This window comes from Wujia sp. (assembly GCF_056872695.1).
In genome coordinates this window covers 98,279-115,671 of sequence record NZ_DBMFCD010000002.1, presented here as the reverse complement: position 1 = coordinate 115,671, position 17,393 = coordinate 98,279, and the positions used below count along the sequence as shown (strand labels likewise).

General features: G+C 44.7%; 20 protein-coding genes. 14 read left to right on the top strand and 6 right to left on the bottom strand.

Annotation, left to right across the window (positions count from 1 at the left end; all coding sequences use genetic code 11):
- Positions 1-3: 3 nt before the first annotated feature.
- On the bottom strand, positions 4-1,386 hold the full coding sequence (gene murC / locus ACZQK9_RS03200; protein ID WP_483269580.1) for a UDP-N-acetylmuramate--L-alanine ligase: 1,383 nt from the start codon (positions 1,384-1,386) through the stop codon (positions 4-6).
- 232 nt (positions 1,387-1,618) lie between these two features.
- On the opposite strand from murC, the gene ACZQK9_RS03195 reads away from it, so the two are divergent.
- Together ACZQK9_RS03195 and ACZQK9_RS03190 are read left to right on the top strand one after the other, a co-directional pair.
- Positions 1,619-2,488 carry a Cif family virulence factor gene (locus tag ACZQK9_RS03195; protein WP_483269579.1) on the top strand — a complete coding sequence of 290 codons (870 nt, stop codon included), beginning with the start codon at positions 1,619-1,621 and terminating at the stop codon, positions 2,486-2,488.
- Complete coding sequence (locus tag ACZQK9_RS03190) at positions 2,485-2,775, top strand: hypothetical protein (protein ID WP_178017791.1); 291 nt, start codon at positions 2,485-2,487, stop codon at positions 2,773-2,775. The genes ACZQK9_RS03195 and ACZQK9_RS03190 overlap by 4 nt, the downstream gene beginning before the upstream one ends.
- A 17-nt stretch (positions 2,776-2,792) precedes the next feature.
- On the opposite strand, the gene ACZQK9_RS03185 is transcribed toward ACZQK9_RS03190, so the two are convergent.
- Together ACZQK9_RS03185 and ACZQK9_RS03180 are read right to left on the bottom strand one after the other, a co-directional pair.
- Positions 2,793-3,293, bottom strand: coding sequence for a hypothetical protein (locus ACZQK9_RS03185; protein ID WP_178017790.1), 501 nt, complete (start codon positions 3,291-3,293; stop codon positions 2,793-2,795).
- Positions 3,294-3,308: 15 nt separating this feature from the next.
- Entirely contained in the window at positions 3,309-3,881 is a 573-nt protein-coding gene (locus tag ACZQK9_RS03180) for a hypothetical protein (RefSeq protein ID WP_483269578.1), read from the bottom strand.
- Between the two features lie 213 nt (positions 3,882-4,094).
- Here ACZQK9_RS03180 and pyk point away from each other — a divergent pair, with 213 nt between their 5' ends.
- The 6 genes from pyk to ACZQK9_RS03150 all read left to right on the top strand — a co-directional run bounded on the left by pyk (position 4,095) and on the right by ACZQK9_RS03150 (position 8,961).
- The gene (pyk, locus tag ACZQK9_RS03175; protein ID WP_216507845.1) at positions 4,095-5,513 is read left to right on the top strand and encodes a pyruvate kinase; all 1,419 of its coding nucleotides are present in this window, start codon (positions 4,095-4,097) and stop codon (positions 5,511-5,513) included.
- Positions 5,514-5,525: 12 nt separating this feature from the next.
- Positions 5,526-6,236 carry a glycosyltransferase family 2 protein gene (locus tag ACZQK9_RS03170; RefSeq protein ID WP_216507846.1) on the top strand — a complete coding sequence of 237 codons (711 nt, stop codon included), beginning with the start codon at positions 5,526-5,528 and terminating at the stop codon, positions 6,234-6,236.
- Positions 6,233-6,610 (top strand): DUF2304 domain-containing protein, encoded by a 378-nt coding sequence (locus ACZQK9_RS03165; RefSeq protein WP_216507847.1) that lies wholly within the window; start codon positions 6,233-6,235, stop codon positions 6,608-6,610. The genes ACZQK9_RS03170 and ACZQK9_RS03165 overlap by 4 nt, the downstream gene beginning before the upstream one ends.
- A complete protein-coding gene (locus tag ACZQK9_RS03160) occupies positions 6,600-7,406 on the top strand; it encodes a glycosyltransferase family A protein (protein WP_178017785.1) in 807 nt (268 codons plus the stop codon). The genes ACZQK9_RS03165 and ACZQK9_RS03160 overlap by 11 nt, the downstream gene beginning before the upstream one ends.
- A 118-nt stretch (positions 7,407-7,524) precedes the next feature.
- Positions 7,525-7,695, top strand: a complete 171-nt coding sequence (fdxA, locus tag ACZQK9_RS03155) for a 4Fe-4S ferredoxin (protein ID WP_177982640.1) — start codon at positions 7,525-7,527, stop codon at positions 7,693-7,695.
- Between the two features lie 435 nt (positions 7,696-8,130).
- Positions 8,131-8,961, top strand: a complete 831-nt coding sequence (locus ACZQK9_RS03150; protein ID WP_178017784.1) for an adaptor protein MecA — start codon at positions 8,131-8,133, stop codon at positions 8,959-8,961.
- Between the two features lie 118 nt (positions 8,962-9,079).
- Here the strand turns inward: ACZQK9_RS03150 and tkt are convergent, their stop codons facing one another.
- From tkt to ACZQK9_RS03135, 3 genes are all read right to left on the bottom strand, one after another.
- Entirely contained in the window at positions 9,080-11,071 is a 1,992-nt protein-coding gene (gene tkt / locus ACZQK9_RS03145) for a transketolase (RefSeq protein WP_483269577.1), read from the bottom strand.
- 36 nt (positions 11,072-11,107) lie between these two features.
- Positions 11,108-11,962 (bottom strand): Bax inhibitor-1 family protein, encoded by an 855-nt coding sequence (locus tag ACZQK9_RS03140; protein WP_483269576.1) that lies wholly within the window; start codon positions 11,960-11,962, stop codon positions 11,108-11,110.
- Between the two features lie 64 nt (positions 11,963-12,026).
- Entirely contained in the window at positions 12,027-12,245 is a 219-nt protein-coding gene (locus tag ACZQK9_RS03135) for a DUF1858 domain-containing protein (RefSeq protein WP_021984775.1), read from the bottom strand.
- Between the two features lie 143 nt (positions 12,246-12,388).
- On the opposite strand from ACZQK9_RS03135, the gene tmk reads away from it, so the two are divergent.
- From tmk to rsmI, 6 genes are all read left to right on the top strand, one after another.
- Positions 12,389-13,018 (top strand): dTMP kinase, encoded by a 630-nt coding sequence (gene tmk / locus ACZQK9_RS03130; protein WP_178017782.1) that lies wholly within the window; start codon positions 12,389-12,391, stop codon positions 13,016-13,018.
- Between the two features lie 346 nt (positions 13,019-13,364).
- Positions 13,365-13,811, top strand: coding sequence for a YaaR family protein (locus tag ACZQK9_RS03125; protein ID WP_483269575.1), 447 nt, complete (start codon positions 13,365-13,367; stop codon positions 13,809-13,811).
- Positions 13,812-13,839: 28 nt separating this feature from the next.
- Complete coding sequence (locus ACZQK9_RS03120) at positions 13,840-14,841, top strand: DNA polymerase III subunit (protein ID WP_483269574.1); 1,002 nt, start codon at positions 13,840-13,842, stop codon at positions 14,839-14,841.
- Positions 14,838-15,782, top strand: coding sequence for a PSP1 domain-containing protein (locus tag ACZQK9_RS03115; protein ID WP_178017780.1), 945 nt, complete (start codon positions 14,838-14,840; stop codon positions 15,780-15,782). Before ACZQK9_RS03120 ends, ACZQK9_RS03115 begins: the two co-directional genes overlap by 4 nt.
- On the top strand, positions 15,772-16,530 hold the full coding sequence (locus ACZQK9_RS03110; protein ID WP_178017779.1) for a tRNA1(Val) (adenine(37)-N6)-methyltransferase: 759 nt from the start codon (positions 15,772-15,774) through the stop codon (positions 16,528-16,530). Before ACZQK9_RS03115 ends, ACZQK9_RS03110 begins: the two co-directional genes overlap by 11 nt.
- The gene (gene rsmI / locus ACZQK9_RS03105) at positions 16,531-17,367 is read left to right on the top strand and encodes a 16S rRNA (cytidine(1402)-2'-O)-methyltransferase (protein WP_483269573.1); all 837 of its coding nucleotides are present in this window, start codon (positions 16,531-16,533) and stop codon (positions 17,365-17,367) included.
- The last annotated feature ends 26 nt before the right edge of the window (positions 17,368-17,393 follow it).

Below are 17,393 nucleotides of genomic sequence, written 5' to 3'. Positions count from 1 at the left end.
TAACTATTTTTTTAACAGTGTATTTCCGATAGAATCGACGTTTCCGGCCCCCATAGTTATCAACAAATCATTTTTTTTACAATTTTTTTTCACATACTCTGTGATGCTGTCAAAGTCACCAAGGTAGATTGCATGGCCACCGTTGGCGTTGATCTTGTCGCGGACATCTCTGGATGATACAAGACCTGTATCCTGTTCTCGTGCCGCGTAAATATCTGCAAGAAGCACATGATCACAGGTTGCAAGAGCCTGTCCGAATTCATCTAAGAGCGCCTTTGTTCTGGAGTATGTATGCGGCTGAAAGATGCACCATAGTTCATTGTGTGGTGTGTTTTTTGCGGCTGCCAGAGTTGCGGCAATCTCCGTTGGGTGGTGGGCATAATCGTCCACAATTTTGACACCGTTTTCCGTGACACCTTTGTGCTCAAATCGACGATGGGCACTGGAACAGCGTGCCAGACCGGTAATCGTGTATTTACGGTCGATGCCAAGGAAGTCAGCAACTGCAATGACAGACAGGGAATTCATAACGTTATGGATTCCGGTTGCATGCAACTGAATCTGATCCTGCTTCTCACCTTTTACGACAAGCGTATAGGCAGGGTGTCCGTCTTCGTCAAAAGTAATATCCGTGGCACTGTAATCATTTCCGGCATTCATACCGAAGGTGATGATGTTGCAGTGCAGATCTTTTGTCACATGTTCGTAATATTTCATATCGCCATTGATCACGAGCAGTCCGTCGTCTGGCAGAATCTCGGCAAATGTTTTGAAGGAATCTGCGATTTCCTCAATGCCACTGAAGAAATCGAGGTGATCTGCATCCACATTCAGAATGATACTGATATAAGGATGGAACGCATGATAGCTGTTTGTGTACTCACAGGCCTCTGTGACAAAGTAATCGGAGTGTCCGACGCGGATGTTACCGCCGATGGCATCCAGCATACCGCCGATGGAAATGGTCGGATCGACCTGCGCTTCCAGCAATACATAAGAGAGCATGGATGTGGTTGTTGTCTTACCATGGGTACCACTGACTGCAACTCCGTATTTATAGTTTAGCATGATCTGACCAAGAAGCTGCGCACGTGTGAGCATCGGAATATTGCGACGCTTGACTTCTACAAATTCCGGATTGTCTGCATGAATAGCTGCGGTATATACAACCAAATCAATGTTATCAGAGATATTCTCTGCTTTCTGACCAATAAAAACATTGGCTCCAAGATTTTTCAGGATTTCCGTAATTTCAGATTCCTTCATGTCGGAACCGGATACAGTAAATCCCTCCTGTAATAAAATCTCGGCAAGTCCGCTCATGCTGATACCGCCGATCCCCATGAAATACACGTGGATTGGTTTTTCAAAATCTACATTATACATGATATAATCTGCCTTCCTTAATCTCTATTCGTAATGTATGGACACCGCAACAGGGGATGCAGAGCCATATTTATTCCATATTATAGCACGATTGAACGACATTACAACAAATTTACGAAATTTATATGCAATGTCGATTGACTTCATACGGTATTTATGACATTATATATTTTAGTAGTTTTTTATAAAAATTACGACCTATCAGAGAGGATTTATATTTAGGAGGAAAAGCATGAAAGTATGTGAAATGTGTGGAGCACAGAATGATGATGTCTTCACAAAATGTGCAGTATGTGGTGCAGATCTGCCATCTGCAAATAGCCAGGATGGCGATGACGAGAAAACGGTGTTGATTAATCCGGATCAGGTAGCGGAGCAGCCATCTGGTTTGTCATTAAAGACAGATACGAGTACGTATGGACAGGCAGATGCTGCGCAGACAAACCCACAGCCGGCAGCACCACAGTATGGCGGTATGGGACAGCCGCAGATGAACGGTATGGGTATGAATGGTATGCCACAGCAGGGAATGCCAGGACAGGCTCCATACGGACAGCCGGGATTTGGCGGTCCGGCGCCAGCACAGCCGGCAAAGCCAAAGAAGGGTCTGATCATTGGAATTATTGCGGCTGCAGTTGCATTGCTGGCAATTGCATTTGTTCTGATCTTTAAGGGCGGATTCGGAGCAAAGGGTGGAGCATCTTCCCCAGAGGCAGTTGCGCAGCAGTTTATCGAGGCGATGAATGATAAGGATGTAGATAAGATGGCAGCACTTTGTCCACCTTTCCTTGATCCAGGACAGGAAGATATTGAGGATATGCTTGATTCTTATTCTGGGTATGACGTAACCTTCAAATATGAGGGTGTTGAGAGCAAAGAAATGTATGATGGTGATGATCTGGATGATCTTGAAGAGGATGTCAGTGATTATGCTGACAAAACAATCAAGCTGCAGGATGCCTGTGATCTGGAGTTCTCCTTCAACGTAGCAGTTACGATGAGTGGCGAGACTTACGATCAGTCAAGCACATATCCAATCACATGTATCAAGCACATATCCAATCACATGTATCAAGTACAAGGGAAACTGGTATCTCTATGAGTAAGAAGACACAGACGATTCTGACAATCTGTGTAGATATAAGTATGCTGGCAGTCGTTGCGATTGCCAGCTATTTATTACTCACAGGGAAATTGCATGGGAGCTGGATCCATGTAGCACAGGTTGCAATCATCGTTGCGATTCCGACGCTCTTTTTTGTTAGTTTTTTAAATTTCGGGATGCAGAAATATGAGAATCTGAACCCGGAGGACGCGTGGGAAGAAGCGCACGAGGATGAAGATGAAACAGAAGAACAGGATGAAAATAAAAATGCACCGCAATCCTAATGATTGCGATGCATTTTTTATTGCTGATCGAATGTAATGCTGTCAGCCCATTGCAACATGGATTTTTCCAAAGATTCATACGAACGGTGCTTGCACACGAATTCGCAGATCCAATAGTTGTTTCCTTGCTGAAACATGCAGTGCAGGTAGGTGTATTTGGCACCGGAAACAGTCTGTGTGTTGCTAAAATAATAGTAGTTGTTCCGCTGTACCAGTTTGTCTGTGGAAATGTCATTCAGGTTACAGATTTCCTTTGCATAATCTTTCAGTCCGGCGATTTCGTAGCCCTGATATTCCAGATCAGAGGCATTTTCGGTTTTTACTGAAAATGACACGTCGTCGCTTACGAAGTATGCATCAAAACCGGACATCTTACTTTCTTTGAAATTATCGGTCAGGGTAACTGTCATTGTGCCAACGGTGAAATTCTTCGGATTGCCACTGCATCCGCACAGGAAACAGGCGGTAAGTACAATCAGGCACAAGCCCAGGGTTATTTTCTTAGATTTCGAACGCATAGTTAAACTCCTTTCCTAGTTGCCGTCGTCTTGTTGATGCTGTTTGGAGAGTCCTTCCTGTATAAATGCATCGATGTTACGTTCGGTTGATTTTAAAATCGCTGCCAGTCGTTCCTGCTCGGCGGCTTTTTCTTTTGCAGCGTCGATTTCGCGTTGCTTTTTCGCTTCATCCTCTGCGGCTTCCCGGTTGAGACGCGCCATGATCTCGTTGGCGCGGGCTAACACATCGCCATCGACATCTGCCGGGATTTCTTCCGGATCTAATACAGAATCGGTGCTGCTTATGTCTGGTTCTGCCCCGGTGTCCGGTGCGGATGTCATAGGTTCGGCTGACATATGTGCTGCCTCGGAGACCAGATCATCGACGTTATGCTGGCTTTGACGGTTTGTGTCAAGCACGGCATCTGCAAGTGCCTGTGCATCCAGTGTTGCCGGTTGTGCTGTTGCCTTTGGATTTGCATATTTGACATCGGGCTCTTTTGCTTCTGGCCAATAGCCGTTATGGGTGAGTTTATAGACCGGCTTATATACGATACACCACCATTTGTAGACGGTTCGTTTTGCCCGGAATAGAAAGTTATCGTACATGTATGCCTCCTATATATTGTGTGTAAAAATGTATAACGCTATTACTATAATAACATGATTTTATCTGGAATAAAAGTTAAAAATTTGTTAGATTTTTAGGTGAAAAATAGTTCAGAAATATGGTTGTAAATCTTGACACAAGCGATTATACTAGGGGTGTATGTCAAAATGGGGAAAAAGTTTGGCAAATAAATAAAAACGAGGTAATAAGTGATGAGAAAGACAAAGATTGTTTGCACACTGGGACCTGCAACGGATAACGAGGATGTGCTGCGGAAGCTTATGCTTGCAGGAATGAATGTAGCAAGGCTGAATTTTTCACATGGCACACACGAAGAACAAAAGAGACGTATGGACATGGTCAAAAAACTGCGTGCGGAGTTGGGACTTCCAATCGCAATTTTGCTCGACACAAAAGGACCTGAGATACGTACCCGCGATTTTGATGGTGGAAAGGCAGTACTTAAAGCGGGCGATTTCTTTACACTGACAACGAGAGATCTCGTTGGTGACAGTACGATTACCTCTATTACATACAAAGATTTGTACAAGGATGTACAGATTGGTACGCATATTCTGATTGATGATGGTCTGATTGAACTTCAGGTGACCTCTATCAGCGGCGAGGATATCCTGTGTACAGTCATTACCGGAGGACCAATCTCAAATCACAAGGGTATTAATGTACCAGACGTACATCTGAATATGCCGTACTTAAGTGAAGCAGATCAAAGCGATATTCTGTTTGGTATTGAGCAGGATGTGGATTTTATAGCGGCTTCTTTTGTCCGCTCTGCCAAGGATGTATTGGAGATCCGTGAGTTATTGAATGCGAATGGAGGAAATAATATCAATATTATTTCCAAGATTGAGAATTCCGAGGGCGTTAACCACATCGACGATATCATCTATGTATCCGATGGTATCATGGTTGCCCGTGGCGATATGGGTGTCGAGATTCCTTGTGAGGAGGTTCCGGTTATCCAGAAGATGATTATCAATAAGGTATACATGGCTGGCAAGCAGGTTATTACCGCAACACAGATGCTGGATTCCATGATCAAGAATCCGCGTCCGACACGTGCGGAGACAACGGATGTTGCCAATGCCATCTATGATGGTACAAGCGCTGTCATGTTGTCAGGAGAGAGTGCTGCCGGCAAATATCCGGTAGAGGCTGTGGAGATGATGGCAAAGATTGCAGAGCGTGCAGAGGCAGCCATTGATTATAAGAAAAACTTCTATCATTATGAGCGTGCTGCAAACCAGAATGTGACAGATGCTGTCTGCCATGCAGCATGTACAACTGCCATTGACTTGAATGCGGCAGCGGTTATCATCGTGACAAAGTCCGGTGTATCGGCAAGAAATATTTCGAAGTACAGACCAAGCTGCAATATCATTGCCGGTACAACGAGTGATAAGGCATATCGTCAGCTCAATATGTCATGGGGTGTTACTCCGGTGCATCTGGAAGAGCAGAATGAAGTATTTACATTGTTTGACCATGCGGTGGAAGCAGGTAAGAAGCAGGGATTGTTGCAGCCGGGCGACAAGGTTGTAATCGGAGCCGGTGTGCCGCTTGGTATCTCCGGCAATACGAATATGTTGAAAGTACAGGTAGTAGAGTAGAGAAGAGGGTTTATGAAGACACTGGTGATAATACCAGCCTACAATGAGGCACTGAATATTGTGCATACAGTTGAGAGCTTGAAGGCGGCATGCCCGGATGTGGATTATGTGATTGTGAATGATTGCTCCGGGGATAATACGGTTGAAGTCTGTGAAGAACGTGGATACTCGTATTTGTCTTTGCCAATCAACCTTGGAATTGGAGGCGGCATGCAGACAGGGTATCGGTACGCCGCAGAGCATGGATATGATATTGCAATCCAGATGGACGGAGATGGACAGCACAATGCGGAATATATTCCAGATCTGATTGCACCGATTGAAAAAGGTGAGGCAGATCTGGTTATAGGTTCACGGTTTATCAATAAAGAAGGATTTCAGACATCGGGGATGCGACGCGCTGGAATCAACGTATTAAATACAGTGCTTCGTTTGTTTGGACATGTGCGGATTACAGATGCAACAAGTGGTTTTCGTGCAGCTTCCAAAGGTGTTTTATCGTTTTTTGCACATAATTATGCACAGGATTATCCGGAGCCGGAGTCAATCATTGCAGTGAATGCAAATGGATTTAAGGTAAAGGAAATTCCTGTGATTATGAATGAACGTATGGCAGGAGTATCATCCATCAGTCCGTGGAAATCTGTCTATTATATGGTCAAGGTTACACTGGCGATTGTAATCTATCGGATTGCAGGAAAGAAGTGGGGGAAACGGCGATGATGACAACATTATTTCGAATAATATTATTGGTATGTGTGCTGTTGTACCTAGCTGTGATCTTGATCCTGATGAGAAAAGGCCGCATGAGTTTGAAATATTCCCTCATTTGGTTTTTGTCTGGGGTTATTTTGTTGATCTGTGCGATATTCCCGCAGGTGATCCGGTTTTTTACAAGACTGATTGGTGTGTATTCGGAGGCAAATGCTGTGTTTTTTATAGGGGTTTGTTTCCTGATTTTAATTGTATTGTCGCTGACATCCATTGCATCCGGGCAGTCTGAAAGAATCCGGACATTGGTACAGACGCAGGCGATTTTAGAAAAGCGTGTACGGGATTTGGAGAAGAAAGTGGAGCAGTTGGAGCATGAAGAATAATTTTACGGCAAAGGATCACACATTTGTGATCTGTGCATACAAAGAAAGTAAATATCTGAAAAATTGTATCCGTTCGCTGGAAAATCAGACAATCAAAAGCAGAATTCTGATTGCAACTTCGACAGGAAACTCTTATATCCGGGAACTGGCAAAACAATACCAGATTCCTTTATATGAGAATGATGCACCATCCGGGATTGCGACTGATTGGAATTTTGCATACCGGCAGGCACATACCAGACTGGTAACAATTGCGCATCAGGATGATATCTATAACCCGGATTATCTGGAGAAGATATTATATGCTGTAAATCATGCAAAAGATCCAATTCTGGCGCATACAGCATATTACGAGATTCGGGATGGTAAACCGGTATGTAAGAACCGGTTATTGACGATTAAGAGGATTTTGCTGCTTCCATTTACGACAAGAAAGACATGGAACAGTATTTTTCTGAGACGGCGGTCTTTATCCTTTGGATGTGGGATTTGCTGCCCGTCGGTTACCTATGTAAAGGAACGGCTTCCGGAAGAACCGTTTGCGGTTGGATGTAAAGCAGATCTGGACTGGGAAGCATGGGAACGATATTCCAGATTACCGGGAGCGTTTTGTTATGTAAAAAAACCTGTGATGGGACATCGTGTACATGAGGAGTCCGAGACATCCCATGTGATTGGAGAAAACAACGGACGAAGCCCGGAGGATTATGCGATGTTTCGGAAATTCTGGCCGGAATGGATGGCAAAGCTGTTGATGCGGTTTTATCAGAAGGGGCAGGATAGCAACCAGTTATAGGAAATTGTAAAAATTGCTTGCTATCTGAAGAAAAAAGCGTTACAATGTCAACGTGATAATTATTATCAATAAAAGTTGATTTTATCAATATCAAAGGAAGAGTAAGGAGGATATTACCATGGCATTTAAGATTAATGATGGATGCGTTATGTGTGGAGCATGTGCAGGTGCTTGTCCTGTAGGCGCAATCTCAGAAGGCGATGGCAAGTACGAAATCGACGCTTCTCTGTGTATTTCATGCGGAGCATGTGCAGGAACTTGCCCAACAGGTGTTATCTCTGAGGAGTAATCCATAGCGGTTACATATAGAAAAAGAGTCTTGGTATAGTATCAAGACTCTTTTTCTTTTGCTCTTGAATATACAATATGAAAATTATCTGTTTAGTTTTCCTATCACCTTCTTTCTGTGAGCGCATATCATATCCGTATAAACATAAGAAGTTACTGTGATAATTTTATATATTCCTTCGTATGATATGCAATGGATATAACTATAATGGAAATAAAATTGTAGGAAAAACCTACAAAGAAATAAGAATTGTAAATAACTATGCAAGATTTACCATACTATATTATTGGTAAAAATGCAAGACGCTGGAAACGATTTTCCATCAATAAATTGTGAAAATATTAAGAAATCGCTTTACATGTCGGAGTTTTGTGATAAACTAAGTAATACAAAAAAATAATATTTTTTTGAACACTTGCGAAGGAGTTGACGAGTATGAAGCTAGAACGATTAAGTGAGAATCAGATACGTTGCACACTTTATAAGTCAGACTTGGCAGATAAGGAACTTCATTTGACGGAATTAGCGTATGGAACAGAGAAAGCAAAAGAACTGTTCCGGGAACTGATGCAGCAGGCATCCAGTGAGTTAGGATTTGAAGTGGATAATGTTCCGCTTATGATAGAAGCAATACCTGTATCGCCAGAGTGTTTGATTCTGGTTATTACAAAAGTTGAGGACCCGGAGGAACTTGATACAAGATTTTCCAGATTCACGCGTCCATCCGATGTGGAAGATGTTTATGATGAGGATGAGGATGACGACGAAAATGATGGCGGACTTGGATTGATTGATGAGTCAGAAGATGAGTCAATGGCGGAGAACAATCCGGTAAATGGATTACTGAAGGCAATCGGAGGTCTGGCAGAAGATTTAAGTGGTCTGATGAGCGGCAAGGGTGTAAAATCTGTACAGTCAGGTTCCGATGCATCAGATCGAAGAACAGAGATTCAGCAGCCAGTAGAACAGCCGGAGATTTTCCGTATCTATGCATTCAAGAATCTGGATCAGGTTATCTTATCCGCGAAACTGGTAAAGGATATTTATGACAGTGAGAATTCGCTGTATAAGAATCCGCGAGACAGTCATTTCTATCTCTATATGACGAAGGATAAAAATACGGATAATGAGTTTGTGAAGACCTGTAATCTGCTTGGCGAATATAGTAGCCGGGTACGTGCAACCTATGCGACCCCAAGTCATATGCGTGAGCATTATAAATTGATTATAGATGCGAATGCATTGCAGACGCTTGCAAAGCTGTAAAATCACAGGACTGTATCCGGACAGAATGGATATCCGGATATAGAGATATTAAGAAAATAAAATGAAAATAAAAGATCATCGACGTTGTTATGACATCGATGATCTTTTTGCATTCAGGTTAGTTCAATGTTTTCTTTACGGCTGCAACAACTGCATCCTTTGTAATGCCGAAATGCTCGAAGAGCTGGTTGCCCGGTGCAGAAGCACCAAAGGACTTCATTCCAACGAACGCACCGTTGATACCGATGTATTTGCCCCATCCGAACTCCGAGAGTGCCTCGACACCAACTCTGGCTGTTATGTTCTTTGGAAGAACGGCATCTTTATACTCATCTGGCTGATCTTCAAACAAATCCATACATGGCATGCTGACAACACGCACATCAATATTCTCGGCTGCAAGCTCTTTCTTCGCTTCGACAGCAAGAGAGACTTCTGAACCGGTCGCGATGATAATAGCATCCGGTGTATCTTTCGTGGAATCCTCTAAGATGTACCCACCCTTCAATGCTTCCTGGCTGCTGCCATCTAACTGTGGCAGATTCTGTCTGGAGAGAACCAGAGCGGTTGGTGCATCCTTCTTGTTTGTTGCAAAGTACCATGCGGCTGCACACTCAGTTGCATCTGCCGGACGATATACATAGAAGTTCGGCATAGCACGGAGCATAGCAAGCTGCTCGATTGGCTCATGCGTTGGGCCATCCTCGCCGACACCGATACTGTCATGTGTCAATACATAAGTAAGAGGTACGCCCATCAGAGCGGAAAGTCTTGCCATTGGTTTTACATAATCGCTGAATACGAAAAATGTAGAGACGAATGGACGTAAACCACCGTGCAGAGCAATACCGTTTCCGATTGCTGCCATCGCGATCTCACGGATACCAAAGTGGATGTTCTTGCCAAGCGGATTCTCCTTGGAGAAATCGCCGGCATCTTTCATATTTGTCTTGGTAGATGGAGCAAGGTCTGCAGCACCACCAAACATATTCGGAACAATATTGTTGATAATATTCAAAAGCTTTCCGGATACATTTCTGGTTGCTTCCGGCTTGTCGAAAGAGTTCCAGAACTCGTCCAAGTCATACAGACATTTTGCATTGTCGGTGTTGTGGTAGTTGTCCCACAGCTCCTTCATCTCTGGGTATGCCTTGCAGTAGTCTGCAAATAATACATTCCATGCATCCTCAACCGTTGCCTTCTCCTCAGCAAGCTTGGCAAAATGATCGTAGACATCCTGATCTAATACGAAAGGACCGTTGTCTGCGATACCAAGGTTTGCACGAAGGGCTGCAACGTTCTCAACACCGAGTGGCTCGCCGTGTGCACTTGCTTTGCCTTCCTTGGCAGGACAGCCAGCACCGATCTTCGTCTTGATCTCAATCATGGAAGGTCTGCCTTTTTCTGCCTTGGCGGCTTCAATTGCCTTGCCGATAGCATCTAAGTCATTTCCGTCCTCAACAAGCTGGGTGTGGAAACCGAAGGACTCAAAACGCTGCCTTACATTCTCACGGAACGCGATGTTTGTGTCACCCTCGATTGAAATATTGTTGGAATCATATAATACGATCAGCTTCTCCAGACCAAGTGTGCCTGCGAGTGAGAATGCTTCGTAGCTGATACCTTCCATCATACAGCCATCGCCACCAAGTACATACGTATAGTGGTCAACAACCGGGAAGTTCTCCTTGTTAAAGGTTGCGGCAAGATGCTTTTCTGCCATTGCCATACCAACTGCCATTGCCATACCGGCGCCAAGTGGACCGGTTGTAGCTTCTACGCCAACGGTGTGTCCATATTCCGGATGGCCCGGTGTCTTGGAACCAAGCTGACGGAAGTTCTTCATATCCTCGATTGTGATACCGTAACCGAAGAAGTGAAGCAGGGAATATAACAGGGCGGAGCCATGTCCACCGGACAGAATGAAACGGTCGCGGTTTTCCCATTTTGGGTCCTTCGGATTGTGGTTCATGTGGTTTGCCCACAGCTCATATGCCATAGGAGCAGAACCAAGTGGAAGTCCCGGATGACCGGAGTTTGCCTTCTGGATGGCATCTGCAGCAAGCACACGAATGGAATTTACGGATTTTGTGTCAATTGCACTACTCATGTTCAATGCTCTCCTCTAAATAAGTTTCTTGTATGATTAATTTCTGTTCGCGCGTGCTAAGATCTTCATGATACGCAGGAACAGGTTCACGATATCCAAATACAACTCAGAAGCAGAATCAATCGCGTTATCTACGGTCTTCTCAATCGCGTTTGCTTTTGCCCAGTCATAGCCGACATACAGGCAGAAGATTGCGACAACAACATAGTCGATGATGCCAAGGCTTGCACCTGCAATCAGCATGATTGCTTCAACAACGACGGTTATAAGCAGAGTGATTCCGAGTGTTCTTCCCATGCTTAAAAAGAAATCCGGGTAGATGGAAGAAATAATCATCATCACAAGTGTTACAGCAGCTGTAATACCGAATGCAGCTGCAACTACCATGTTGTATCCGATCGCACTATACAAGGTTACAGATACGGCGATAACCATACCGATTGGAACAACCATCAGATTGTATCCGATAAAGCTGACAACCGGATTGTCAGATTTGCGAACCATAAACGTACCGGCGATGGCGAGAATGAAATACCCGATGTAAAAGGCAATCGGATTCGTCAGCACAAAGCTGACAATCGAATCACCGAAGACGGCGGTCATAATCGCGTTAATGATGAAACCATATAGCAGTACTCCGCCGATAACCAGATTGTACATCTCGCTGGAAATGATCTTTGCGGATGAACCATAGCCGGCATTGTAGCCGTTATTATAACCACTGTTGTAATCATATCCTGCATTATTGTATTGATACTGGTTATTGTATTGATAGTTATACTGGTTATTATCCTGATAATTGTACTGGTTATTGTAATTATTATAACCGTTGTTGGAACCATTAGTATAACCGCTGTTATAGCCGTTGTTATAATCGTTATTGTATGACATAAGATTACCCCCTTTTCAAAAAGATACCATGACAGGCAGTTTTCCTGCCTGCCATGTATGTTATTTATGCATTTGCCTCTTTCTTGGCAAGATATGCGTTGATGTCAGCAATAACTTCGTCGCAATTCATGCCATGAACCATGCATGCTTCCTCAAGGCTTTCCATAGCTGCGGATGGACATCCGACGCAGTGCATACCGGCTGCCATAAGGATAGCGGCATTGCCTGGATCAACCTCGATAATCTCGTGAATTAACATAGATTTATCAATCTGTTTTGCCATAATATAAGACCTCCTTATTCTTCTGTTTTGCTCTTTTCGCAAAACACAACTAAGTATAACATATAATAAAGAAAAAATCTATGGTAAAATCCGTTTAATAATGGTATAGTATAAATAGCTATGCGAAGGAAAAGGTAGGACAAATGAAGGGTATTTTTCTGACGATGGAGGGACCGGATGGTTCCGGCAAGACAACGCAGATTTTGAAATTAAAAAAGCATCTGATGCAGCACGGTTACGAGGAGGTTGTCGTGACAAGAGAACCGGGTGGAACGGTGATCAGTGAAGCGGTCCGCGGGATTTTGTTAAACAGGGAGTATGCAGAGATGGATGACCGCACAGAGGCTTTGCTTTATGCGGCGGCGCGTGCACAGCTTGTGGCACAGGTGATCCGGCCGGCACTTGCTGCCGGGAAGGCTGTGATCAGTGATCGTTTCGTGGATTCCTCAGCGGTCTACCAAGGTATGGCGCGTGGGCTTGGTGTGGAGAGAATCTATGAATTAAACGGATTTGCAATGCAGGATATCTGGCCGGATCTGACGATTCATCTGGATCTTCCGGCGGAGGTAGGACTTGCCCGTGCGAAATCACGCGCAGAGCTGGATCGGATGGAAGCGCAATCTACCGCCTTTCACGAGAAGGTGGCACAGGGATATCGTGATCTTGCGGCACTTGCCCCGGAACGCATTGTGACAATCGATGCCACACAGGACATCGAGACAATCCATGCAGTAATCGTAGAAAAAGTCGAGAAACTGCTTGCCACAAGGTAAGTTGCAACGAAACTTGACGGGAAGCAGATGGATAATTACGAAACTACGAGTGTGTCGATTGAATATGTTTTGATACTGATTCGTGAAATATGCATATGTTTGAAATTTAGAAGTTCTTAGTGCTCTGTGGTTTGTCAGCAATGATTGAACACGACGTTCAATCAAGCTGTCATTGAGCCATGGATGGCGAATTGACAGCGGTTGCGTACGGAATGAAAAACAATATATCAGAGCACTTAGAACTTCTTGATTTCAAGACATCGCATATAGAATGAATCAGTATTAAAATATATGCATTAGAAAAAATGATGTTTCGTAATTATCGCATGAGAAAGGAGGAGAGTAAGTGGACAACAATGTGAAGATCAGCCAACTGCAGCAATTGACGCAGATGGAAGCACCGAAAAGCCAGAAGGCGATGGATGAAGAGTTCAAGTTTACTCTCATCCGCAACATAGATAAGGCCGATCTGAAAGAAAAACTGACCGGACTGATGAAGGATATCGAGGAGCAGGGCGAGAAGATTGCCAAGCACATGGATATCAAGGATATGAAGAAATATCGCACCTCTATCAAAGAATTCATGAATGAGGTTGCAGCAAATGCACATGAGTTTTCAAGAGAAAATTTTCTGGACCGCCGTGGCAGACACCGGGTGTATGGAATTATCCGGCAGGTGGATAAAAACCTTGATGATCTGGCACAGGAACTGATGAAGGATGAGAAAGATCATCTCGCAATTCTCGGTAAGATCGATGATATCCGCGGATTGCTGATTGATATATCAACGTAAATGAATAAAAAGAAAGTGAGGGAACGCTATGGGATTTAAAGGAATAGTGGGCCACGAGGACATAATTGCACATTTTAAGAGCAGTATTGAAACCGGAAATGTCGGTCATGCGTATATTATAAGCGGTGATGCCGGCAGCGGTAAAAAAGCACTTGCTTACGCATTTGCGGAGACGCTGGAGTGTGAGGCAGGCGGTACAGAAGCCTGTGGAACCTGCCAGTCCTGCTTGCAGGTTTCAACCGGAAATTACCCGGATATTATAACGGTTATGCATGAAAAGCCAAACCTGATTTCGGTCGATGAGATTCGTGACCAGCTCATAAATACAATTGATATCAAGCCATATAAGGGAAAATACAAAATATACATTATCCCGGATGCGGAGCTTCTGAATGTTCAGGCGCAGAATGCAATGCTAAAAACGATTGAGGAACCGCCGGCCTATGCAGTGATTTTACTGCTTACGACCAATCTGGATAAACTGCTTGAAACGGTGCAGTCACGTTGTCTGAAGTTACAGACAAAACCAATCCGGGAGCGGGATGTGCTGTCGTATCTGACAAATGTGATGGGTCTGACAAAAGAGAAAGCATATTTTTGCCTGGATTTCGCACAGGGAAATCTTGGAAAGGCAATCAAGCTTGCAGGCAATGACGAGTATGCGGCGATTGTTGACTCGGTTGTTGGTGTATTGGCGCATATCGATGAGATGGACGTTGAGACACTTGGAAAAGCAGTCAAGGATATCGAGCAGTTTAAGATGTCCATGAATGATTATATGGATTTGATGATGATGTGGTACCGGGATGCCATGATGCTGAAGGTAACCGGGAATGTCGATAAAATTTTGTTCAAACATGAGTTTTCAACCTTGAAAAAGCAGGCTGGAAAGCTGACATTTAAGAGCATCGAGGACAAGATTGATGCGATTGCAAAGGCGGAGCAGAGACTGCTTGCCAACGCGAATTTTGAAGTGACAATCGAACTGTTGCTTCTGACTTTAAAAGAGGAGGCATCGGCTGAAGAATGAAAGAAGTAATCGGAGTTCGTTTCCGCGAGAACGGAAAGATATATTTTTTTAATCCGCTGAATTATAAGATTGATCCGGGCAGATATGTTATTGTGGAGACTCAGCATGGCGTGGAGTTTGGAAAGGTTGTGCTTGGATGCAGAGAGGTGGATGAGACGAAGCTGCAGGGCGAGTTGAAGCCGATCATCCGGATCGCAACCGAGGCGGATGAGAAAAAGCATGCAGAGAATCTGGAAAAAAATAAAAAGGCAATGGTCATCTGTAAGGAAAAGATCGAAAAGCGTGGTCTCGAGATGAAGCTGATCGGAGCCGAGTACTCGTTTGATAACAGTAAGGTGCTGTTTTATTTTACTGCAGATGGCAGAGTGGATTTCCGCGAGCTGGTCAAGGATCTGGCAGCGGTGTTCAAGACACGTATCGAGCTGCGTCAGGTAGGTGTCCGCGATGAGACAAAGATTCTTGGCGGCATCGGTATCTGTGGCAGACGGCTTTGCTGTAATGCACATCTGTCTGAATTCGGACCGGTTTCCATCAAGATGGCGAAAGAGCAGAATCTGTCATTGAATCCGGGGAAAATCTCCGGTGTGTGTGGTAGATTGATGTGTTGTCTGTCCCATGAACAGGAAACTTATGAATATTTGAACAAAAAGCTGCCAAATGTTGGTGATGTGGTCCGGACTTTTGACGGCAAAACCGGAGAGGTAACTGCAGTCAGTGTCCTTCGTCAGAAGGTAAAGCTGAAAGTGGCCCAGGAAGATGACACATTTGAAATAGAAGAGTATAAGGTTGATGAAATCCGCTTTAAACCGAGGAAAAAAGGTGGACCGAAGAGCAACGGCCATGGCAAGAAAGGTGGCAATGACGGTTCAGCTGAGAAAGAACTGAAGGAACTGGAGAACCTGGAACGCAAGGAAGGAAAGTCAAAGCTCGATGAGGACTAGTGACGAGAAAGAGAAGTGGCTGAAACCGGGAGAGCGTATCGATGATCTGCAATGCCGGGGCTATGATATTATCCAGAACAAAGATGTGTTCTGTTTCGGTATGGATGCGGTATTGCTTGCGGATTTTGCATCAGGAGCTCCTGATGGTTCTGTGATCGATCTTGGAACCGGGACAGGTGTGATCCCGATGTTGATGCAGGCGCGTGGTAAGGGCAGACATTTTACCGGACTTGAGGTGCAGGCGTACAGTGCAGATATGGCGAGGCGCAGTGTACAGATGAACCGGCTGGAGACAGACATTTCGATTGTGGAAGGCGATATGCGTCGGGTACGGGAGCTTTTCAGACCGGGAAGTTTTTCTGCAGTTACAAGCAATCCGCCGTATATTAAGGGAAACCATGGGCTGGAGAATGAGAATTCTCCTAAGAATATTGCACGGCATGAGATACTGATGGAACTGGAGGATGTGGTAAAGGCAGCGGCATATCTGCTCGCAGAGGGCGGGACATTTGCTATGGTGCATAAGCCGTTCCGGCTGGCGGAGATCATACGTCTGATGTCGGAGTACCGGATTGAACCGAAGCGTATGTGTATGGTTCAGCCGTATGCGGACAAGGAACCAAATATGGTTTTGATTGAAGGAAATAAAGGTGGTCGGACGATGCTCAAGGTAGAGCCGGCACTTGTTGTATATAACAAGGGTGGTTCCTATACTGAGGATCTGCTGACGCGATATGGAGACAGATAAATGGCAGGAACATTGTATTTGATCGCAACGCCGATCGGCAATCTGGAGGATATGACTTACCGGGCGGTGCGGCTGCTTGGCGAGGTAGATCTGATCGCAGCGGAGGATACGAGAAACAGTATCAAGCTGCTTAATCATTTCGATATAAAAACGCCAATGACAAGCTATCATGAACATAACAAATACGAGAAGGCACAGGTGCTTGTAGGGAAGCTTCTGGAGGGAATGAATATTGCAGTGATCACGGATGCCGGAACACCGGGGATCTCTGATCCCGGAGAGGAAATTACGAAGCAGTGCTATGAGGCAGGAATTAAGGTTGTTCCGGTGCCGGGGGCATGTGCGGCGGTCAATGCGCTGATTGCATCTGGGCAGGCAACCAGACGATTTGCGTTCGAAGCGTTTTTGCCAATGGATAAAAAAGAACGGCAGGCGGTGCTTGCAGAGCTTGCGCGGGAGACGCGCACGATGGTTGTCTATGAGGCACCGCACCGGTTGAAGAAGACGTTACAGGAGCTGCTTAGCGTACTGGGGGATCGTTCGATTACGGTTTGCCGGGAAATCACGAAGAAGCATGAGACATTCTGGAAAACGACGCTGCAGGACGCATGCGGTTTTTATGCGGGAGAAGAACCGAAGGGGGAATGTATTCTTGTCATAGAGGGATTATCGCGTGAAGAGATTGAAAAAGAAGCACAGCGTAGATGGGATTCGATGAGTATTGAGGAACATTTGCAGATGTATATAGATCAGGGGATTGAGAAGAAAGAGGCGATGAAGCTGGTTGCAAAAGACCGTGGCATTCCGAAACGGGATGTGTATGCGGCAAGTCTGTGATACCGGCACATCAGGAAGAAAATATT